The sequence below is a fragment of the Parafilimonas terrae genome (assembly GCF_900115755.1).
Lineage (GTDB): Bacteria > Bacteroidota > Bacteroidia > Chitinophagales > Chitinophagaceae > Parafilimonas > Parafilimonas terrae.
The window spans coordinates 23649-39861 of sequence record NZ_FOXQ01000009.1 but is presented as its reverse complement, the minus strand read 5'-3'; the positions used below and the strand labels follow the sequence as shown (position 1 = coordinate 39861).

General features: G+C 39.1%; 14 protein-coding genes. 7 read left to right on the top strand and 7 right to left on the bottom strand.

Annotation, left to right across the window (positions count from 1 at the left end; all coding sequences use genetic code 11):
* Nucleotides 1-32: 32 nt before the first annotated feature.
* The 3 genes from yidC to rpsA all read left to right on the top strand — a co-directional run bounded on the left by yidC (nt 33) and on the right by rpsA (nt 4506).
* Complete coding sequence (yidC, locus tag BM015_RS14445; protein WP_090659880.1) at nt 33-1889, top strand: membrane protein insertase YidC; 1857 nt, start codon at nt 33-35, stop codon at nt 1887-1889.
* 51 nt (nt 1890-1940) lie between these two features.
* Nucleotides 1941-2369 carry a CBS domain-containing protein gene (locus BM015_RS14440; protein WP_090659877.1) on the top strand — a complete coding sequence of 143 codons (429 nt, stop codon included), beginning with the start codon at nt 1941-1943 and terminating at the stop codon, nt 2367-2369.
* Between the two features lie 169 nt (nt 2370-2538).
* Nucleotides 2539-4506: a 30S ribosomal protein S1 gene (gene rpsA / locus BM015_RS14435; protein ID WP_090659874.1), complete on the top strand. Its 1968-nt coding sequence runs from the start codon at nt 2539-2541 to the stop codon at nt 4504-4506.
* Between the two features lie 293 nt (nt 4507-4799).
* On the opposite strand, the gene BM015_RS14430 is transcribed toward rpsA, so the two are convergent.
* Entirely contained in the window at nt 4800-5609 is an 810-nt protein-coding gene (locus BM015_RS14430; protein ID WP_090659871.1) for a M48 family metallopeptidase, read from the bottom strand.
* Between the two features lie 126 nt (nt 5610-5735).
* Nucleotides 5736-6401 (bottom strand): glycerol-3-phosphate 1-O-acyltransferase PlsY, encoded by a 666-nt coding sequence (gene plsY / locus BM015_RS14425; protein ID WP_090659868.1) that lies wholly within the window; start codon nt 6399-6401, stop codon nt 5736-5738.
* 247 nt (nt 6402-6648) lie between these two features.
* On the opposite strand from plsY, the gene BM015_RS14420 reads away from it, so the two are divergent.
* Complete coding sequence (locus tag BM015_RS14420) at nt 6649-7224, top strand: inorganic diphosphatase (RefSeq protein WP_090659865.1); 576 nt, start codon at nt 6649-6651, stop codon at nt 7222-7224.
* 98 nt (nt 7225-7322) lie between these two features.
* Here BM015_RS14420 and BM015_RS14415 read toward each other — a convergent pair whose 3' ends face one another.
* From BM015_RS14415 to BM015_RS14395, 5 genes are all read right to left on the bottom strand, one after another.
* The gene (locus BM015_RS14415; protein WP_090659862.1) at nt 7323-9878 is read right to left on the bottom strand and encodes a phosphoenolpyruvate carboxylase; all 2556 of its coding nucleotides are present in this window, start codon (nt 9876-9878) and stop codon (nt 7323-7325) included.
* 44 nt (nt 9879-9922) lie between these two features.
* Nucleotides 9923-10759, bottom strand: a complete 837-nt coding sequence (locus BM015_RS14410; protein ID WP_090659859.1) for a phytoene/squalene synthase family protein — start codon at nt 10757-10759, stop codon at nt 9923-9925.
* 56 nt (nt 10760-10815) lie between these two features.
* The gene (locus BM015_RS14405) at nt 10816-12354 is read right to left on the bottom strand and encodes a phytoene desaturase family protein (RefSeq protein WP_090659856.1); all 1539 of its coding nucleotides are present in this window, start codon (nt 12352-12354) and stop codon (nt 10816-10818) included.
* A gap of 131 nt (nt 12355-12485) precedes the next feature.
* A complete protein-coding gene (locus tag BM015_RS14400; RefSeq protein ID WP_090659853.1) occupies nt 12486-13298 on the bottom strand; it encodes a 2,3,4,5-tetrahydropyridine-2,6-dicarboxylate N-succinyltransferase in 813 nt (270 codons plus the stop codon).
* Between the two features lie 42 nt (nt 13299-13340).
* The gene (locus BM015_RS14395) at nt 13341-14177 is read right to left on the bottom strand and encodes a glycosyltransferase family 2 protein (RefSeq protein WP_090659850.1); all 837 of its coding nucleotides are present in this window, start codon (nt 14175-14177) and stop codon (nt 13341-13343) included.
* Between the two features lie 72 nt (nt 14178-14249).
* Between BM015_RS14395 and BM015_RS14390 the strand changes: the two genes are divergently transcribed.
* The 3 genes from BM015_RS14390 to BM015_RS14380 all read left to right on the top strand — a co-directional run bounded on the left by BM015_RS14390 (nt 14250) and on the right by BM015_RS14380 (nt 16211).
* Nucleotides 14250-15380, top strand: coding sequence for a glycosyltransferase (locus BM015_RS14390; protein ID WP_090659847.1), 1131 nt, complete (start codon nt 14250-14252; stop codon nt 15378-15380).
* Nucleotides 15377-15952, top strand: coding sequence for an L-threonylcarbamoyladenylate synthase (locus BM015_RS14385; protein WP_090659844.1), 576 nt, complete (start codon nt 15377-15379; stop codon nt 15950-15952). The genes BM015_RS14390 and BM015_RS14385 overlap by 4 nt, the downstream gene beginning before the upstream one ends.
* A gap of 67 nt (nt 15953-16019) precedes the next feature.
* Entirely contained in the window at nt 16020-16211 is a 192-nt protein-coding gene (locus tag BM015_RS14380) for a hypothetical protein (RefSeq protein WP_090659841.1), read from the top strand.
* Nucleotides 16212-16213 lie beyond the last annotated feature (2 nt).

Genomic DNA, 16213 nt, shown 5'->3' with positions numbered 1-16213 from the left:
CAATCTGTTACCTTTGCCGCTTATTTTTTTATATGAAGGATAAGAATACAATTATTGGTGTAGTTATACTGGCCATTTTATTTTTTGTTTTTTTCTGGTACACGAACAAACAACAACAAGCCTATTTAACGCATCAAAAACATATACAGGATTCTCTGCGTATTGATTCCATTAATAAAATCACACCCGAACAAAGGGCTGCCTTAAAACTCGATTCTCTTCGTGCTGATTCTATTGGTAAGACAAATTCAGCAGGCAATTTTGCCAAAGCTGCCAGCATCCCGGAACAACTGGTTACTGTTGAAAACGATGTTCTCAAGGCTGTATTTACTACCAAAGGCGGTGCAATAAAATACGTGGAATTAAAGCAGTATAATTCGCAGACCGGCGGTAAGGTTGTATTGGGTGAAAGTGATAAAGATGGTATCAGTTATGCTATAAATACCGGCGCTAATAAATCAGCATCAACCACAGAAATGGATTTTGTTGCAGAGAAACCTGTAACAAATGCCGATGGCAGCCAAACCGTTCAGTTTAAATTAATAGATTCGGCAGGTGCGGGCATTATTCATCAATACACTATAAAAAAAGGCAGTTATTTAATTGACTGGAATATATCGCTGGCTGGTGCACAAAACCTCATAACCAATAACACGCTCAATTTTCATTTTGTTTCGCAGCTCATGCAGGTTGAAAAATCGGCTGATTATGAGCGCCGCATGTCGAACGTTTGCTTTTCTGAAGGAAATGATTTCGATTATATATCATCCAAAACAGAACATAAGTTTGAAAAGCCGGTGCAATGGGTAAGCGCTGCGCAGCAGTTTTTCAACGTAGCATTAATTGCCAAAGACAATTTTAAAGGGGGAGAAGTGCATTGGGCACGCAGCACAGATACCACGCAGGTAATAGGTTTGGTTGATGCAACCTTACAAATGCAGGTGCCCGCTTCAGCTAATATTAATATTCCCATGCAATTGTATTTTGGCCCGAATGATTATAAAGCTTTACAAAATGCCGCTCCTGAAATGGATGGCATTGTAAACCTTGGCCGTGATTTTTATGCCTTTGTAAGGCCCATTAATAAATACATTATAATGCCTGTGTTCAACTTCTTTGCAGGTTTTATTTCTGTGTATGGATGGGTGATTGCTTTGCTTACAATTTTTATAAGGTTAATCACATCGCCGCTTGTGTACAAAAGCTATAAAAGCGGTGCAAGAATGAAACTGCTGCGACCGGAATTAGATGAGCTGAGAAAGAAATTTGGAAAAGACCAGCAGGGCTTCGCCATGGAGCAAATGAAACTCTTTCGCGAAGCGGGCGCTAATCCATTGGGTGGGTGCTTGCCGTTATTGCTGCAGATTCCAATATTCTTTGCCCTGTATAGTTTCTTTAACTCTAACATAAGCCTGAGAGGCCAGCCTTTCCTTTGGTCGGACGACTTGTCAACTTATGATATACTGGTGCAGTTTGGCAGCAAAATTTTCATCATCGGCGATCATATCAGTTTATTTGCTCTGCTTGCTGTGGCTACCAGCTTTCTTATTTCTATATATAATATGAATATGACGCCGCAGGACCCTAATAACCCTATGTTAAAATACATGCCTTATGTTTATCCCATATTCATGTTATTGTTCTTTAATTCATTACCGGCGGCATTAACCTGGTATTATACGGTGTCCAACCTTATTACATTAGGAATCCAATTCGTTATTCAGAATTATATTCTTGACCATGATAAAATTCTTGCTGATATGCACGAGCGCCGCAAGGCCCCCAAAAAGGTAAAGCAAAAAAGCAAATGGCAGGAACAATATGAGAAAATGCTGGAAGCGCAAAAGAAAGTGCAGCAAATGAAAGACCAGCAAAAAAATAAGAAATAGCGGCTTATTTTTCATAGGGAAATTTTCACAGAATTTTGTATTTTTATCCTTATGAGAAACGTTGCTGACATATTGAAACGCAAGGGAAGCCATGTTGAAACGGTTCAATCTGAATTAACCGTGATAGACGCCCTGAAATTAATGGCTGATAAGAATATTGGTTCTGTGGCCATATCTCAAAACGACAGGTTTATTGGCCTTATGACGGAACGCGATTATTCCCGGAAAGTAATTCTTAAAGGCCGATCTTCCAGCGAGACTACGGTTGGCGAAATAATGGATACCAATTATCCGTCTGTAGTTAAAAATGACACCGTAGAACATTGTATGGAACTGATGTCTGCAAAAAATATCAGGTATTTGCCGGTTATTGAAAATGAACAGCTTGCCGGCATTGTATCCATTAATGATGTGGTTAAAGAAACCATCCTCACCCAGAAAGAAACGATTGAACATTTACAGAATTATATTCATTCGTAATCCCGGGGTTAAATAGGTGTTGGTTATTGAGCATTTCTGCACCACCGGTTCGGCTATAACCCGTTTTTTCTTAAAGAATTCATTAACAAACCTGCCCGTTGCAAATACGTGTTTTCACCGTATTTTACTTACTTTTGCCGCCCCGATTTAAAACAACGGGTTTTTTATTATGAGTGAAAATAATATTCCTAACACAAACGCTGAGGCACAGGAGTCTGCCAATGCCCCGCAGGCAGAAGCAACTACAGCGACAACAAATGCACCTGTGGCAGAAGGGTCAGCTTCTGAAACCGAAACCCAGCCTGCAGTGGAAAGCTCTGTTACAGAAACACTTCCCCCGCCTGTAGAAGAAAAGCTTGCAGCGCACGACGATTTTGACTGGAGCGTTGATAAGCGTAATGTTACAAATTATAGCAAAGAAGAAAAAGAAAAGTACGACAAGGTTTACGAAAACACTTTTGTTACCATTGAAGATGGTGAAATTGTAAACGGCACTGTTGTAGCCCTTACTAAAACTGATGTTGTTGTAAACATTGGTTTTAAAAGTGATGGCCTCGTGTCGCTTAATGAATTCCGCGATAACCCCGGCCTTAAGGTGGGCGATGTTGTGGAAGTTATGGTAGTTGAAAAAGAAGACCGCGATGGCAACCTTCACCTCAGCCGCAAACAAGCGCGTGTATTTCGTGCATGGGAGCGCATTGTTGAAGTGCATAAAACCGGTGAAGTTGTTACCGGTATCGTTACCAGCAAAACAAAGGGCGGCTTAATTGTAGATGTATTTGGTCTTGAAACATTCCTGCCTGGTTCTCAGATTGACGTTAAACCTGTAACTGATTACGATCAGTTTGTAGGCAAAACAATGGAGTTCAAGGTTGTTAAGATCAATGAAGCTATTAAGAATGCCGTTGTATCTCATAAAGCCTTAATTGAAAGCGATATTGAAGCACAGCGTGCAGAAATCATCAGCAAGCTTGAAAAAGGCCAGGTGCTTGAAGGTACTGTTAAGAACATTACAGACTTTGGTGCGTTTATGGACCTTGGCGGCTTAGACGGTTTACTTTACATCACCGATATTTCATGGGGAAGAATTTCTCACCCAAGCGAAGTAGTGAAGATGGATCAGAAACTGCAGGTTGTTGTGCTTGATTTTGATGATGACAAGAAACGCATCAGCCTTGGTTTAAAACAGCTTACACCGCATCCATGGGATGTGTTGCCTGAATTTATACATGAAGGCGCTGTTGTAAAAGGCAAAGTAGTTAACATTGAAGATTACGGCGCTTTCCTTGAAATTCTTCCCGGCGTTGAAGGTTTGGTGCATGTGAGTGAAATTACATGGGCTAACACACCTATCAATGCAAAAGAATTCTTCAAACTGGGCGATGAGCATGAAGCTAAGGTTGTAACGCTGGATAAAGAGTCCCGCAAAATGAGCCTTTCTATCAAGCAGCTTACAGAAGACCCATGGAACAATATCGAAGAAAAATATCCTGAGGGCAGCAAGCACAAAGGCGTTGTTAAAAACATCACTCCTTATGGTGTGTTTGTAGAGCTTGAGCCGGGTATTGGCGGTATGATCCACATTAGTGATTTAAGCTGGCTGAAACGCTTCAATCATCCTGGTGAATACACAAAAACAGGTGAAGACATTGATGTGCTGATAATGGCCATTGATAAAGAAAACCGCAAATTGCAGCTTGGTCATAAACAACTGGAAGAAGATCCATGGACAGCTTTACAGGATACATTTGCTGTAGGCAGCGTGCATGAGGGAACTATCATTCGCAAAGATGACCGCGGCGCTATTGTTCAGTTGCCTTACGGCCTTGAAGGTTTCGCACCTAACCGTCATTTAATTAAAGAAGACGGCAAGAGCCTGGTTGCAGATGAAACTGCAGAGTTTATGGTGATTGAATTTGACCGCAACGAAAAGCGTATTCTTGTAAGCCATACCAAAATATGGGAACAGGCAAAAGTTGCCGAACAGGAATCAGCTAAGAAAGAAGCAAAAGCCGAATCTGAAAAAACGCGTAAAACGGTTAAGAACATTCAGAACAAGGTTGAAAAAGCTACACTTGGCGATCTTAGCGCTTTGGCTGAAATTAAAGAGAAGCTTAAGAAAGAAGAAGAGAAATAATGCTTTTCAGCATACAACATTAAAACCCCGCAGCCGCGGGGTTTTTTTATTTTCCGTCAATTACGGGAAAAAGAATATAAGAAAAAGACGAATAGTGAGTGATGAATAATATCGTTCGCTAAGGGATAGATTTTTAATTATAATACTCAATAATCAATGCTCAATATTCCCTGCCTCACCAATCAGTCGGGCAGGAATTCTCATTTTGCAGATTACAATTGAACATTCCTTATTGCATATTGAGCATTGATTATTTCAGAAAGATTAAACTTGCGGTATTAACCCCACCTGGTTTATTTAGAAGGCTTATAATAAGAAAGCGCTTCAGGCATTAACTGTTTTAATTTTTGAATCCTGTCAGCATCGCTTGGGTGATCGCTTAAAAATACCGGCGGCGCACCGCCTTTATTCAGGTTTGCCATACGCGTCCAGAAAGGAATTGCTTCCTGCGGGTTATAACCTGCAATTGCTGCAAAGATCAGCCCGTAATGATCTGCTTCCAGTTCCTGGTTACGGCTATTAGGCAACAATACTCCTACCTGTGCTGCAGGCCCAAAAACATTATTAAATATATTTACCGTTTGCGCATTTTTTGACAAGGCAACATTTCCTGCAACCTGTAATCCCTGCGCTACCATAGCCTGGCTCATGCGTTCACGGCCATGACCTGCAACGGCGTGTGTTATTTCATGCCCTAATACAATGGCAAGCGCATCTTCGTTTTGTGTAATGGGAAGAATGCCTGTATAAACAACCACCTTACCGCCGGGCATGCACCATGCATTCACCTGTTTGTCCTGCACCAGGTTAAACTCCCATTTGTAATTGGCAATATCATTTGTAATACCTTTTTCCTGATAATATTTGGTAATAGCAGACGCTATGCGGGAACCAACGCGTTTAACCATTTCGGCATTGGCATTTGTTTTTGCAACAACTTTACTGGTATCGAGAAATTCCCTATATTGGGTTACAGCCATCTGCTGCATTTCAGATTCGGGAACCAGTGAAAGCTGGTTTCTGCCGGTAATTGCATTTCGTGTGCAGGAAAAAAAGTTAAGGCTTGCTACAAAGAGAAGTAGCAGGATGATTTTTGGTTTCATTCGTATAATTTCTGTTTTTTAAATGGCATCATGAAATGCCTTAATATACATTTCTCCTGGGAGTGAAACATTCTACACAGGCATTTCATAAAATAATTAAAATTCAACAATAGCGAAAAGTGAAGATCAACGTCTTCTTTTTTGCCTGTTGCTGCGGCGGCGGTCGCGGTGTTTAAGGATTGGAACTTTGCTTTCTGTTCCGTTCAACAACCGGTTTATATTTTTTTGGTGGGTGAGTATAACCATTAATGCTACTGCTACAGAGAATATCCTGTATAGTGTAACATCATCATTAAAAATAAAAAGAATAAAAACGGCAAATGCTACACTTGACAGAATTGAACTGAGCGATACAAACCTCGTTAAATATAAAACCAGCAAAAACACCCCAACACAACATACAGCTACGATGGGTTGAATAGCTAATATCATTCCAAACAAAGTTGCTACGCCTTTACCGCCCCTGAAACCTGCCCAAATAGGAAAGATATGGCCGGCAACCGCTGCGAGGCCAAGCCCGATCATCAGGTTTGTTCTGTCCCATTCATTGGATTTTGTTACGTAATATGGAATTAAAATATACAGGGAAGTAGCAATAACGCCTTTAACCATATCGGTGATCATTACAAGCGTGCCCCATTTTGCACCTAATACGCGATAAGTATTGGTGGCACCGGCATTACCGCTGCCATAATCACGAATGTCAATTCCAAAAAAATACCTGCTAACCCATATTGCTGTTGGTACAGAGCCAATTAGGTAGGCTGCTATTATCAGTAAGATTTCATTCATTGGGAAACTAAACGAGGTTAATAAAGCATTACAAATATAAGCCCTATTCAGTATAAAGTTTTTGATAAAATTATTTACCTCTTATTCTGAATATAAGGCTGGCTTTAAAAAGGATAAATATATAAAAAACGATCTATTTGAAAATTTTTTTCCGCTTTTCTTAATGGTTTTATTCAAAATTTTCACTTGTAGCAAATAAACACTTCTTAAAAAAGCTGTTTAAAACTACATTTGCAAAAATTAAATTATGATTACCACTACTGTTCTTCATCCCTGGCATGGCGTAAGCACCGGAGATAGGGCACCCAGAATTGTTAATGCTGTTATTGAGATATCCCAAGGCTCAAGATGCAAGTATGAAATTGATAAAGAAAGTGGTTTGTTAAAACTGGACCGCGTTATTTATTCTTCTTTTTATTATCCTGTAAATTATGGTTTTATCCCGCAAACTTACGGGGATGACAAAGATCCGCTTGATATATTGGTTATTACCTCTTTGCCCGTACAGCCTTTAACATTAATGGAAGCCAAAATTGTTGGCGTTATGCAAATGGTTGATGGCGGCGATGCAGATGATAAGATAATTGCCGTTGCCAACAATGATCCCGGCGTAAACCATTATAATAATATAGAAGAACTTCCACAGCATTTCTTTGAAGAGTTAAGGCACTTTTTTGAAGAATATAAAACACTTGAAAAGAAGTCTGTTACCGTTTCAGATTTTGGTGATAAAGCAAAAGCATTGGATATAATTGAAGATGCAGTGCTTCTTTATAAAAAGAAATTTGGTGAAAAATTAGCCAAAGCTGTTGAGCAGGCTTAGATGATTTATAATAAAAGAAAAAAGGGTTTCAACATTGAACCCTTTTTCTTTTTAATAATATGCCGGAAAACTTTACCGGTAATTATTTTAAAGTAACCTTATGCAGAATTTCTGCCGGCATTGATTATTCCGAAAGAACAACGCATAGCAAGCTTCTCATATTTTTCTTTATACAACGAATCATTTTTTGAGCGCAATTGCATTAATGCATATTGCTGAATGGTAGCCAGCGGCAGCACAATTCTTTCCCGCATGTGTATGCTTGAACTTTCAACAGGGTAATCAGCCATCAGCGCATCATTGCCTGTAAGTTTTTGCAAATATTGCAGCGTAAGGTCGTACTCCGAATTCATCATATTCCAAAGCTTTCCATACCTCGAATTATTGGCAAGATATTGTGTCAGCGGAAAATAACATTTCATCATTGCCATCTCGCAATTATCAATTAAAGTCCTGAAAAACAGCGAGTGTTTATATAATTGAACCACACTGTTCCATTTACGGTTTGCCTCTGCTTTTTTTAACGCAATTCCAACCCCATAATAGCCTGTTACATTTTGTTTAAGCTGGCTGAATGAACCCACAAAAGGAATAGCCCTTAGATCTTTTAAAGCCAGTGCCGATGTTTTACCACGCTTGGTTGGCCTGCTGCCAATATTTGTTTCTGAGTAAAAACGTAAAGGGCTTATTTCTGCAAGATAATCAACAAACGCAGGATGATTTTTTAGCTGAAGATAAGCTTCATAGCTGTCTTCTGAAAGTTGCTTAAGCAGCCTTTCTTCGCTCCTGGTTAATGTGTTTTCTTTTGATGAAAACAGGTCGTTTGAAATACCGGCATTAATAAGTTGCTCTATATTAAACTGAGCTGAACTGATAGTGCCGAAATTGGAACTTACAGTTTGCCCCTGCACCGTTAACTGTATTTCTTTGTTTGAAATATCATGCCCCATTGATGCATAGAACTTATGCGTTTTACCGCCACCACGTGCCGGTGGGCCGCCACGTCCGTCAAAGAATATTACGTCAACGCCAAAATTCCTGGAGACGCTTGTTAATTCTTCCTTCGCTTTATAAATGCTCCAGTTAGCCATTAAATAACCGCCATCTTTCGTGCCGTCAGAAAAACCAAGCATGATGGTTTGCGTATTGTTGCGCAGCTTTAAATGTTGCCTGTATATTTTATTGGAATATAATTTTTTCATGATGGCGGAAGCATTGGCCAGGTCATCAATCGTTTCAAACAGTGGAACTATATCAACACTTAATGCTTCTTTCTCCCATCCGCCTAATACCAATAAAGCATATACTTCTATAATATTCAGGGCGCTGTAAGAGTGGCTTATAATATACCGGTGGCAGGCTTGTTTTCCATTCCTTTCCTGTATGGTTTTTATGGCCTTAACCGATTGTATGGTGTCATTCAAAAGTTCATCGTCTTTAAATGACACATCATGTTCCTGCAATTTCAGCAGGGCATCAATCTTTTTGTTTTCATCAAAACCGGCATAGCCCTGCGGCAGAATTTTTTGTGCAGCAAGTGATTCAAAAAACTTAGCGTGCACCGAACTATCCTGCCGTATATCAAGCGAAGCAAAATACAAACCGAAAATTTCACACTTAAACAAAAGCTTATATACATCTTCTATAAACAAATTATTATTGGCATGAAGCGTAACAATAATTTGCTGCAGTATATCTTTAATTTCTTCCTGTGTTATCTGTTCAACATTGTCGCTATAAAGATTATCGTAAAGACGTTTTTCGAGCAGGGCAATCAGCTCCTGTGTGCCTTTAAAAGTAAGCCTGCGTTTTAGCCATCGTGCATTTTTGTGATAAGAACGCAGAATGCCTGCGCGAAGCGTTTCAGCCACTTTTAAAGTAATGCCGGTGTTAACAAACGGGTTGCCATCCCTGTCTGCGCCGGGCCAAAAACCCATTTGTATTAAAGGGTGTTTTAAGCGGTCTGATTCCTGTACTTCGTTTTTTAAAATTGACATAATGTTACCTGCCGCATCGTAAAATACATTTTCCAAAAACCATAAAAGGCTCAGCGCTTCATCATAAGGCGTGGGCTTTTGTTTTTTAAGAAAAGGTGTCCTGCCAAGCTGTTGCAGGTAATTATTTACTACCTCTGTATCATCGTCTTTTAAAGCACTGCTTAAATCGTTTATAATACCTAAAACTTCACCGGTATAAAATTGCGTTGGATGCGCTGTTAACACAATGCGCACAGCAAAATCATTCAGCTTTTTTACAAAATCATTTTCTTTCTGCATTTGTGTTATTTGCGAACACAGTTGCTTTATTGTGCCGGAGCCGTTTACATCATTTACATCTGTAAAAGCGGCATCTTCCAATGCATCAAATAAAACCACCTGCCGTTCTGCATATTGCACAAACCTGAATAAAAGGTCTATCCGTTCTTCCTCTTTTTCGTATGAAGTATTTTTTTCTAAAAAGTTATCAATAATATCTGCCGGGCTTTGATGTTTGCCGAAGCCTTCTTCACACTCCAATAAAAATAAGGAGAGCAATACCCCTGTTTTTTCTATGCGGTGAAAGGGTAACGAAGTAAACAAGCTATTATATAACTGAAACTTTAGCGCCACAAGATTTTTAAATTCCTGCAACGCTGCTGAAGATGTGCTGCTCATAACGCGATAAATATAATAAATAATTTAAACGCCAATAATTGTTGCTATAAAATGTTCAGCCGGTGCTGCAAACCGGCTTTGGCAAGAATGAAAATTTTTATATGGTCTGCAAGCCGTATGCGCTTTCTGCATATTGCTTTTGGCGGCAGTCGTTTTATTTTTTTAAACAGACATAAATAATATTTATAAGCTATGTAAACGCCAAGCTTTGCTTCTGCCGGTAATAATAAAATACCTTTATAGGCATAATCAAAATCCTGTTGAATATCTTCTTCTATCTCTTGTTTGTTTTGAGAGGTAAAATTTTTAAAGCAACAGTTGGGGAAATACATACGGTTAAGTTGCTCGTTGTCCGCTTTTATATCACGCAGGAAATTTATTTTTTGAAAAGCTGCGCCAAGCCTTTTTGCATATTCTTTTAACTGATCGTACAACATTTTATCGTTGCCACAAAAAATATGCAGGCACATTAACCCAACTGATTCTGCGCTTCCATAAATATATTCCCTGTACGAAATTTCTGTGTGACTGGTTTTATCAAGGTCACATTGCATGCTGTTGAAGAAAGCATCAATTAATGAAACGTCAATATTATGTTTATTAATAGTGAGCTGAAAACTGTTTAAAATAGGATTGAGGCTTATTTTTTCTTCAATGGCTTTATAAGTATCGGCTTTAAAAGTATGGAACAACGCTTCTTTGTCATAACTGTGAAATGTATCAACAATTTCATCGGCAAAGCGCACAAAACCATAAATACTGTAAATGTCAGGCCTTATGTTTTTATGCAATAACCTTATAGCAGCGGCAAACGATGTGCTATAGTTTTCTGCAGTTATTTTACTGCATTGCCGGCTTGTTTTATGAAAGAGGTCGATCATGCTTTAACGCTTGCAACTTAATCAGAATTATAAATTAATACAAGTTTAAATAATGTTCATTTTTTCAGGTTAATTATATGTTTTGCCACGATTTCACCACTTATTAATGCCGGTGGCACACCAGGGCCGGGCACGGTTAGCTGGCCGGTATAAAAAAGGTTCCTTATTTTTTTATTTTTTATGGAAGGTTTTAAAATAGCTGTTTGCATAAGCGTATTTGCCAGGCCATAAGCATTGCCTTTATAGGCATTATAATCTTCAACAAAATTGCTGCATGCAAAAGTTTTTTTAATGATGATGTGCTCTTTAACCGGTTGGTTAATTCTTTGTTCAAAACGCGATAATATCTTTTCAAAATAATGCTCACGCAATGCTGGTGTATCGTTATTCAGCCCCGCTGCAACAGGAACGAGAAAAAAAAGGTTCTCACAGTTTTCTGGCGCCAGTGAATTATCGGTTGCAGAAGTTGCGCTTACATAAAACAAAGGGTTTGCAGGCCATTGTTTTGTTGTATAAATTTCTGCCGCATGTTGCTGAAAAGAAGTATCAAAAAATAATGAATGATGTGTAATACCATGCAGCTTTTTATTCAATCCCACATAATATATTAAAGCCGAAGGCGCTATTATTTTTTTATTCCAGTAACCTTCTGAATAGTTCCTGTATGTTTTGGGCAACAAAGAATTTTCGGTGTGATGATAATCCGCATTGGCTATTACGGTTGCTGATTTATAAACAGCAACTGAATTGTCAGAATTCTGCACATGAATTTTAGTAGCCAGCTTATTTTCAACTTCAATTTTAATTACATTTTTATTGAACTGAAATTGTACGCCAAGTTCAAGCGCCAGTTGATACATAGCTTCAACAATACTGTACATGCCCCCTTTGGGAAACCATGTACCGCCCTTAATATCTGCATAATTCATCAGGCTGTACAGGGCAGGTATTTTTTCGGGCAATGCTCCAAGAAATAGAACAGGAAATTCAAGCAATTGCTGCAGTTGAGGGTGTTTGAAATATTTGCCGGCATGTTTTTTTATTGAAGTAAAAACATCAAGCCTAAATATCCCTTTTATTAAGCCTGCATCTAAAAATTCAGCGATAGAAAGCCCCGGTTTATATGCAAAGTTTTGCATGCCTGTTTTATACTTATAAGCAGCTTCACTTAAAAATAGCTCAAGCTTTTTGCTGCTGCCAGGCTCCAGTTTTTCAAATAAGTTTTCTAATGCATTATAATCCGCAGGAATATCCGTTATATCATTTTGCCAGTAAATGCGGTAGGAGGGGTTAAGCCTTACCAATTCATAATAATCACTTACTTTTTTATTGAATTGATTAAAAAACCTTTCAAAAATATCAGGCATCCAATACCAGCTCGGGCCCATATCAAAACTAAATCCATCCACTTTCAATTGCCTTGCACGGCCACCGGGTTGATCATGTTTTTCAAGCACTGTAACATTAAACCCAGCTTTTGCTAAAAAGCAAGCTGCCGAAAGCCCGGCAAAGCCACTGCCAATGATAATAACATCTTTTGCATACACGCTGTAAATATCAGTAACCTGCCTTGATAATTGTAAAAGTTTGTGCAGTATAAAATTGTACAGCCTGCATTGGTATTAGCAATGCAGGCTGTATTCGAGGTAATTATTTCTAAAATCAGCAACGGCTTTGCGCTACTGCTCAAAAACAAAACCAAAAAACCTTTTTAATGAAAATATAATTATACACTTATGTTAAAATCTCTCAAAGCATCATTCAAACTTGTTTTCTTATCGGTGCTTTCTTTGCGCTGGCCTATAATTAAAGCGCAGCTAACACCAAAGGAACCTGCAGGAAAATCCTTATTATAAGTGCCGGGAATTACCACGCTTCGTGCCGGCACATATCCCTTGTATTCAACCGGTGATGATTTGCTTACATCAATAATTTTTGTGGATTGAGTGAGCACAACATTGGCGCCAAGCACCGCTTCTTTTTCAACAATCACGCCTTCAACAACAATGCAGCGGCTGCCCACAAAGCAACCATCTTCAATAATAACAGGTGTGGCCTGCAAAGGCTCCAGCACGCCGCCAATGCCCACGCCGCCGCTTAGATGAACGTGTTTGCCTATTTGTGCGCAACTACCCACAGTGGCCCAGGTGTCAACCATTGTACCCTCATCAACATAAGCGCCGATATTTATAAAGCTCGGCATCTGCACTACATTTTTTGCAACGTAAGCGCCGTAACGGGAAACAGCGCCCGGAATAGTTCTTACGCCTAAATCTTTAAAACCTTTTTTCAATGGTATTTTATCATAGAATTCAAAAGGTGGCGTATCCATTGTTTCCATTGGCTGAACAGCAAAGTATAATAAAACGGCTTGCTTTACCCATTCATTTACCTGCCATCCGTTACCGGTTGGAGCCGCTGTACGCAGCCGGCCTTTATCAACTTCCTCTATAACGGCTTTTACAGCATCTGAATATTTTTGCTCTTTTAATAATTCGCGGTTATTCCATGCTTCAAGAATGAGTGATTGTAATTCCATCCTGGAGAAATTTAAGTTTTATAGTTTGAGTAATAATTTTTATTAAGCGGGTTGCGAAACCGGTTTCGCTGATTTTACAATGCCGTCTTCAATCCATGTTAATTTTTCTTTGCGGCTCTTCATCCATATCGCTTTGTTCCTGGCAAGATCTTCTTTATTCTTATAACCCCTTGAGTGATCGAGATGCACACACACAGCGCTGTATCTTATCTGCAAACCCTTAATGCCGCTGTTTTCCAGCCTTTCACCCATTTCCCTGTCCAAAGCGCCGTAGCGCATTTGTTCATTAAAACCATTCACGGCATAAATATCTTTTTTCCATGCCGATGAATTATGCCCGTTCCATGATGCATTAGTGGGTGTAATAAAATTGAGCAGGCTGGCTTTAAAGCCTTTGGCCGTAAACTTGTTGTTCCTGAATGTTGCAGGCAAACCATTAGCCTTCAGCCAATCTATATCGAAACAATTCTGGTTGAAAATATCTTCCTTTGTTATCTTTTGCGAAATATCCATAGGCAGCTTGCTGTAACCGCCGGATAAAAAGTATCCCTGTTTTCTTTTATTGATATGTACTTCCAGAAAATCTTTTCTTGGAATGCAGTCGCCATCAGAAATAACGAGATAATCGGTTTGCGATGCAACGATGGCTTTATTAAGAATCGCACATTTTCTGAAACCCTCATCAGATTGCCATATATGCTGAACAGGATAAGAAACCTCTTTGCGCATATTATCAATGAGCAAACGTGTTTCATCTGCTGAACCATCATCTGCAATCACCATTTCAAAATCTTTAAAAGTTTGCGCTTCATAACCCCACAAAACTTTTTGCAGCCACGCCGGCGCATTATATGTGGTGATTATTACAGATAATTTCATAAAATCTGGCTTAGCTTTATTATTGTTGCAAATGTATCGCTCAGGCAATAAATACCTTTATAAATTTAACGAATGCGTATTTGCATAACGAGGACTGAGAAAGACAGGTATTCTGAAACATTCCTGCTTAACCAGATAAAAGAACTTGCTAACCATGCAACAATATTTCCTGTGCACGGCGGGCGCCTGCCACAGCGAAATAATGATGATACATTGTTATCCTCACGTTTTTTTTGGATAATGCACAACATTGCGAAAACTATTTCAGGAAAGCGTAATAATTATTTCGGCAATCATGGATTGAAGAATTTTTTAAGGGAAAATAAAATTGATATTGTACTTGCCAATTATGGCTTTGCAGCCGTGCATATTCTTCCCGTTTGCAGAATTTTAAACCTGCCGTTGGTTGTGCATTTTCATGGCTTTGATGCAACACAGCAAAAAATATTGAAACAATATAAAGAAGCTTACAAAACATTGTTTAAAGAAGCTGCTGGCATTATCGCCGTATCAGCAGATATGAAGAATAAGCTGGTTTCTCTTGGCGCCGCTGAAGATAAAATTTCGCTTATACCTTACGGGATAGATGTTCAAAAATTCAGCCCGGCATATCCTAAAAAACAGGAAGCCCTTTTTCTTTGTGTGGGCAGGTTGATTGAAAAAAAATCACCACAGTCAACTATACATGCGTTTGCAAAAACAAAGCAGTTACACAACAATGCAAAACTGGTTATGATAGGCGAAAAATCCGGCCTGTATGAAAATTGCGCGGAGCTTGTAAAAGAACTCGGCCTTGAAAATGATGTGGTTTTTACAGGTATTCAAAATGCAGCGGAAATAATTAATTACATGCACGAAGCAAATATTTTTGTGCAGCACTCCGTAACTGCGGCAAATGGCGATATGGAAGGAACCCCTAATACTATTCTCGAAGCTGCAGCTTGCGGCCTGCCGGTTGTAAGTACCAAACATGCCGGTATAAAAGAAGCAGTTTTAAATGGTAAAACCGGTTTTTTGATTGATGAACATGATGTTGATGGCATGGCTAAATACATGATTGAGCTTATTGAAAAACCTTTGCTTGCAAAAGAAATGGGATTGGCCGGGCGCAGGCGCATTGAAGAAAATTATGATTTGCACAAGCAGTCAAAAAAATTATATAATGTGCTGCAGCAGGCTGTAAACAAAAAGCAGGAGAGATGAATGAAATTAATTTTGAGCACGACATAATCAATTCCCTGGAGCAATTAAAGAAAGGCGGCATTATACTTTACCCCACCGATACTATTTGGGGCATAGGCTGCGATGCCACAAATAATGAAGCTGTAAATAAAATTATTCAGCTTAAACAAAGGCCCCAGCTAAAAAGCTTTGTTGTTTTGGTGGCTTCGGAGAAAGATGTTTTACAATATACGGCCTCGCCGGATCTCGCTGTTTTTGACTATTTGCAAACCGTGCAGAAACCAACCACCGTAATTTATGAGCATGCATTAAGCCTGGCAGAAAATGTTTGCAATGCCGATGGCTCGGTTGCCATAAGAATATGCAGCGATGAGTTTTGCAGGCATCTTATCAGGCGTTTTCGCAAACCCATTGTAAGCACTTCGGCCAACGTTAGTGGCGAACCTTCGCCCTCAAATTTTGCACAGGTATCGCCGGTTATAAGAAAAGGTGTGGATTATATTGTACAGTACCGGCAGAACGATAATACGGAACACGCTGCCTCTTCGCTTATTCGCTGGAAGAATAATAAAGCTGAAATAATCAGGCCCTGAAAATCAATGCCTGCGAATGTTTCAATTTAACCTGCATAATTTTTGAAGAACTTTAAAAAAAAGTTTTATGGGTAAATTAGATAAAGCAATGATTAATCAGTTATCAATAAAACGCGACACAGAAAGGAGCGAAGGCTGGGATTTTTTAACGCCTCTTACTAAAGCTGAAAAAACCCGTTATATCATGCACCATCTTATTCATCCCGATTATGTTTTGTTTGATTGGGAATTCTTCAGCAATGAACTGGAGTTTGAATAATT

What these genes read in the sequence shown, in the direction of transcription:
- BM015_RS14415 (WP_090659862.1), bottom strand. Translation starts at nt 9,878, where the DNA reads ATGAGCAGCACATCTTCAGCAGCGTTGCAGGAATTTAAAAATCTTGTG.
- BM015_RS14390 (WP_090659847.1), top strand. Translation starts at nt 14,250, where the DNA reads ATGCGTATTTGCATAACGAGGACTGAGAAAGACAGGTATTCTGAAACA.
- BM015_RS14380 (WP_090659841.1), top strand. Translation starts at nt 16,020, where the DNA reads ATGGGTAAATTAGATAAAGCAATGATTAATCAGTTATCAATAAAACGC.
- BM015_RS14440 (WP_090659877.1), top strand. Translation starts at nt 1,941, where the DNA reads ATGAGAAACGTTGCTGACATATTGAAACGCAAGGGAAGCCATGTTGAA.
- BM015_RS14430 (WP_090659871.1), bottom strand. Translation starts at nt 5,609, where the DNA reads ATGAAACCAAAAATCATCCTGCTACTTCTCTTTGTAGCAAGCCTTAAC.
- BM015_RS14400 (WP_090659853.1), bottom strand. Translation starts at nt 13,298, where the DNA reads ATGGAATTACAATCACTCATTCTTGAAGCATGGAATAACCGCGAATTA.
- BM015_RS14385 (WP_090659844.1), top strand. Translation starts at nt 15,377, where the DNA reads ATGAATGAAATTAATTTTGAGCACGACATAATCAATTCCCTGGAGCAA.
- plsY (WP_090659868.1), bottom strand. Translation starts at nt 6,401, where the DNA reads ATGAATGAAATCTTACTGATAATAGCAGCCTACCTAATTGGCTCTGTA.
- BM015_RS14420 (WP_090659865.1), top strand. Translation starts at nt 6,649, where the DNA reads ATGATTACCACTACTGTTCTTCATCCCTGGCATGGCGTAAGCACCGGA.
- yidC (WP_090659880.1), top strand. Translation starts at nt 33, where the DNA reads ATGAAGGATAAGAATACAATTATTGGTGTAGTTATACTGGCCATTTTA.
- BM015_RS14395 (WP_090659850.1), bottom strand. Translation starts at nt 14,177, where the DNA reads ATGAAATTATCTGTAATAATCACCACATATAATGCGCCGGCGTGGCTG.
- rpsA (WP_090659874.1), top strand. Translation starts at nt 2,539, where the DNA reads ATGAGTGAAAATAATATTCCTAACACAAACGCTGAGGCACAGGAGTCT.
- BM015_RS14410 (WP_090659859.1), bottom strand. Translation starts at nt 10,759, where the DNA reads ATGATCGACCTCTTTCATAAAACAAGCCGGCAATGCAGTAAAATAACT.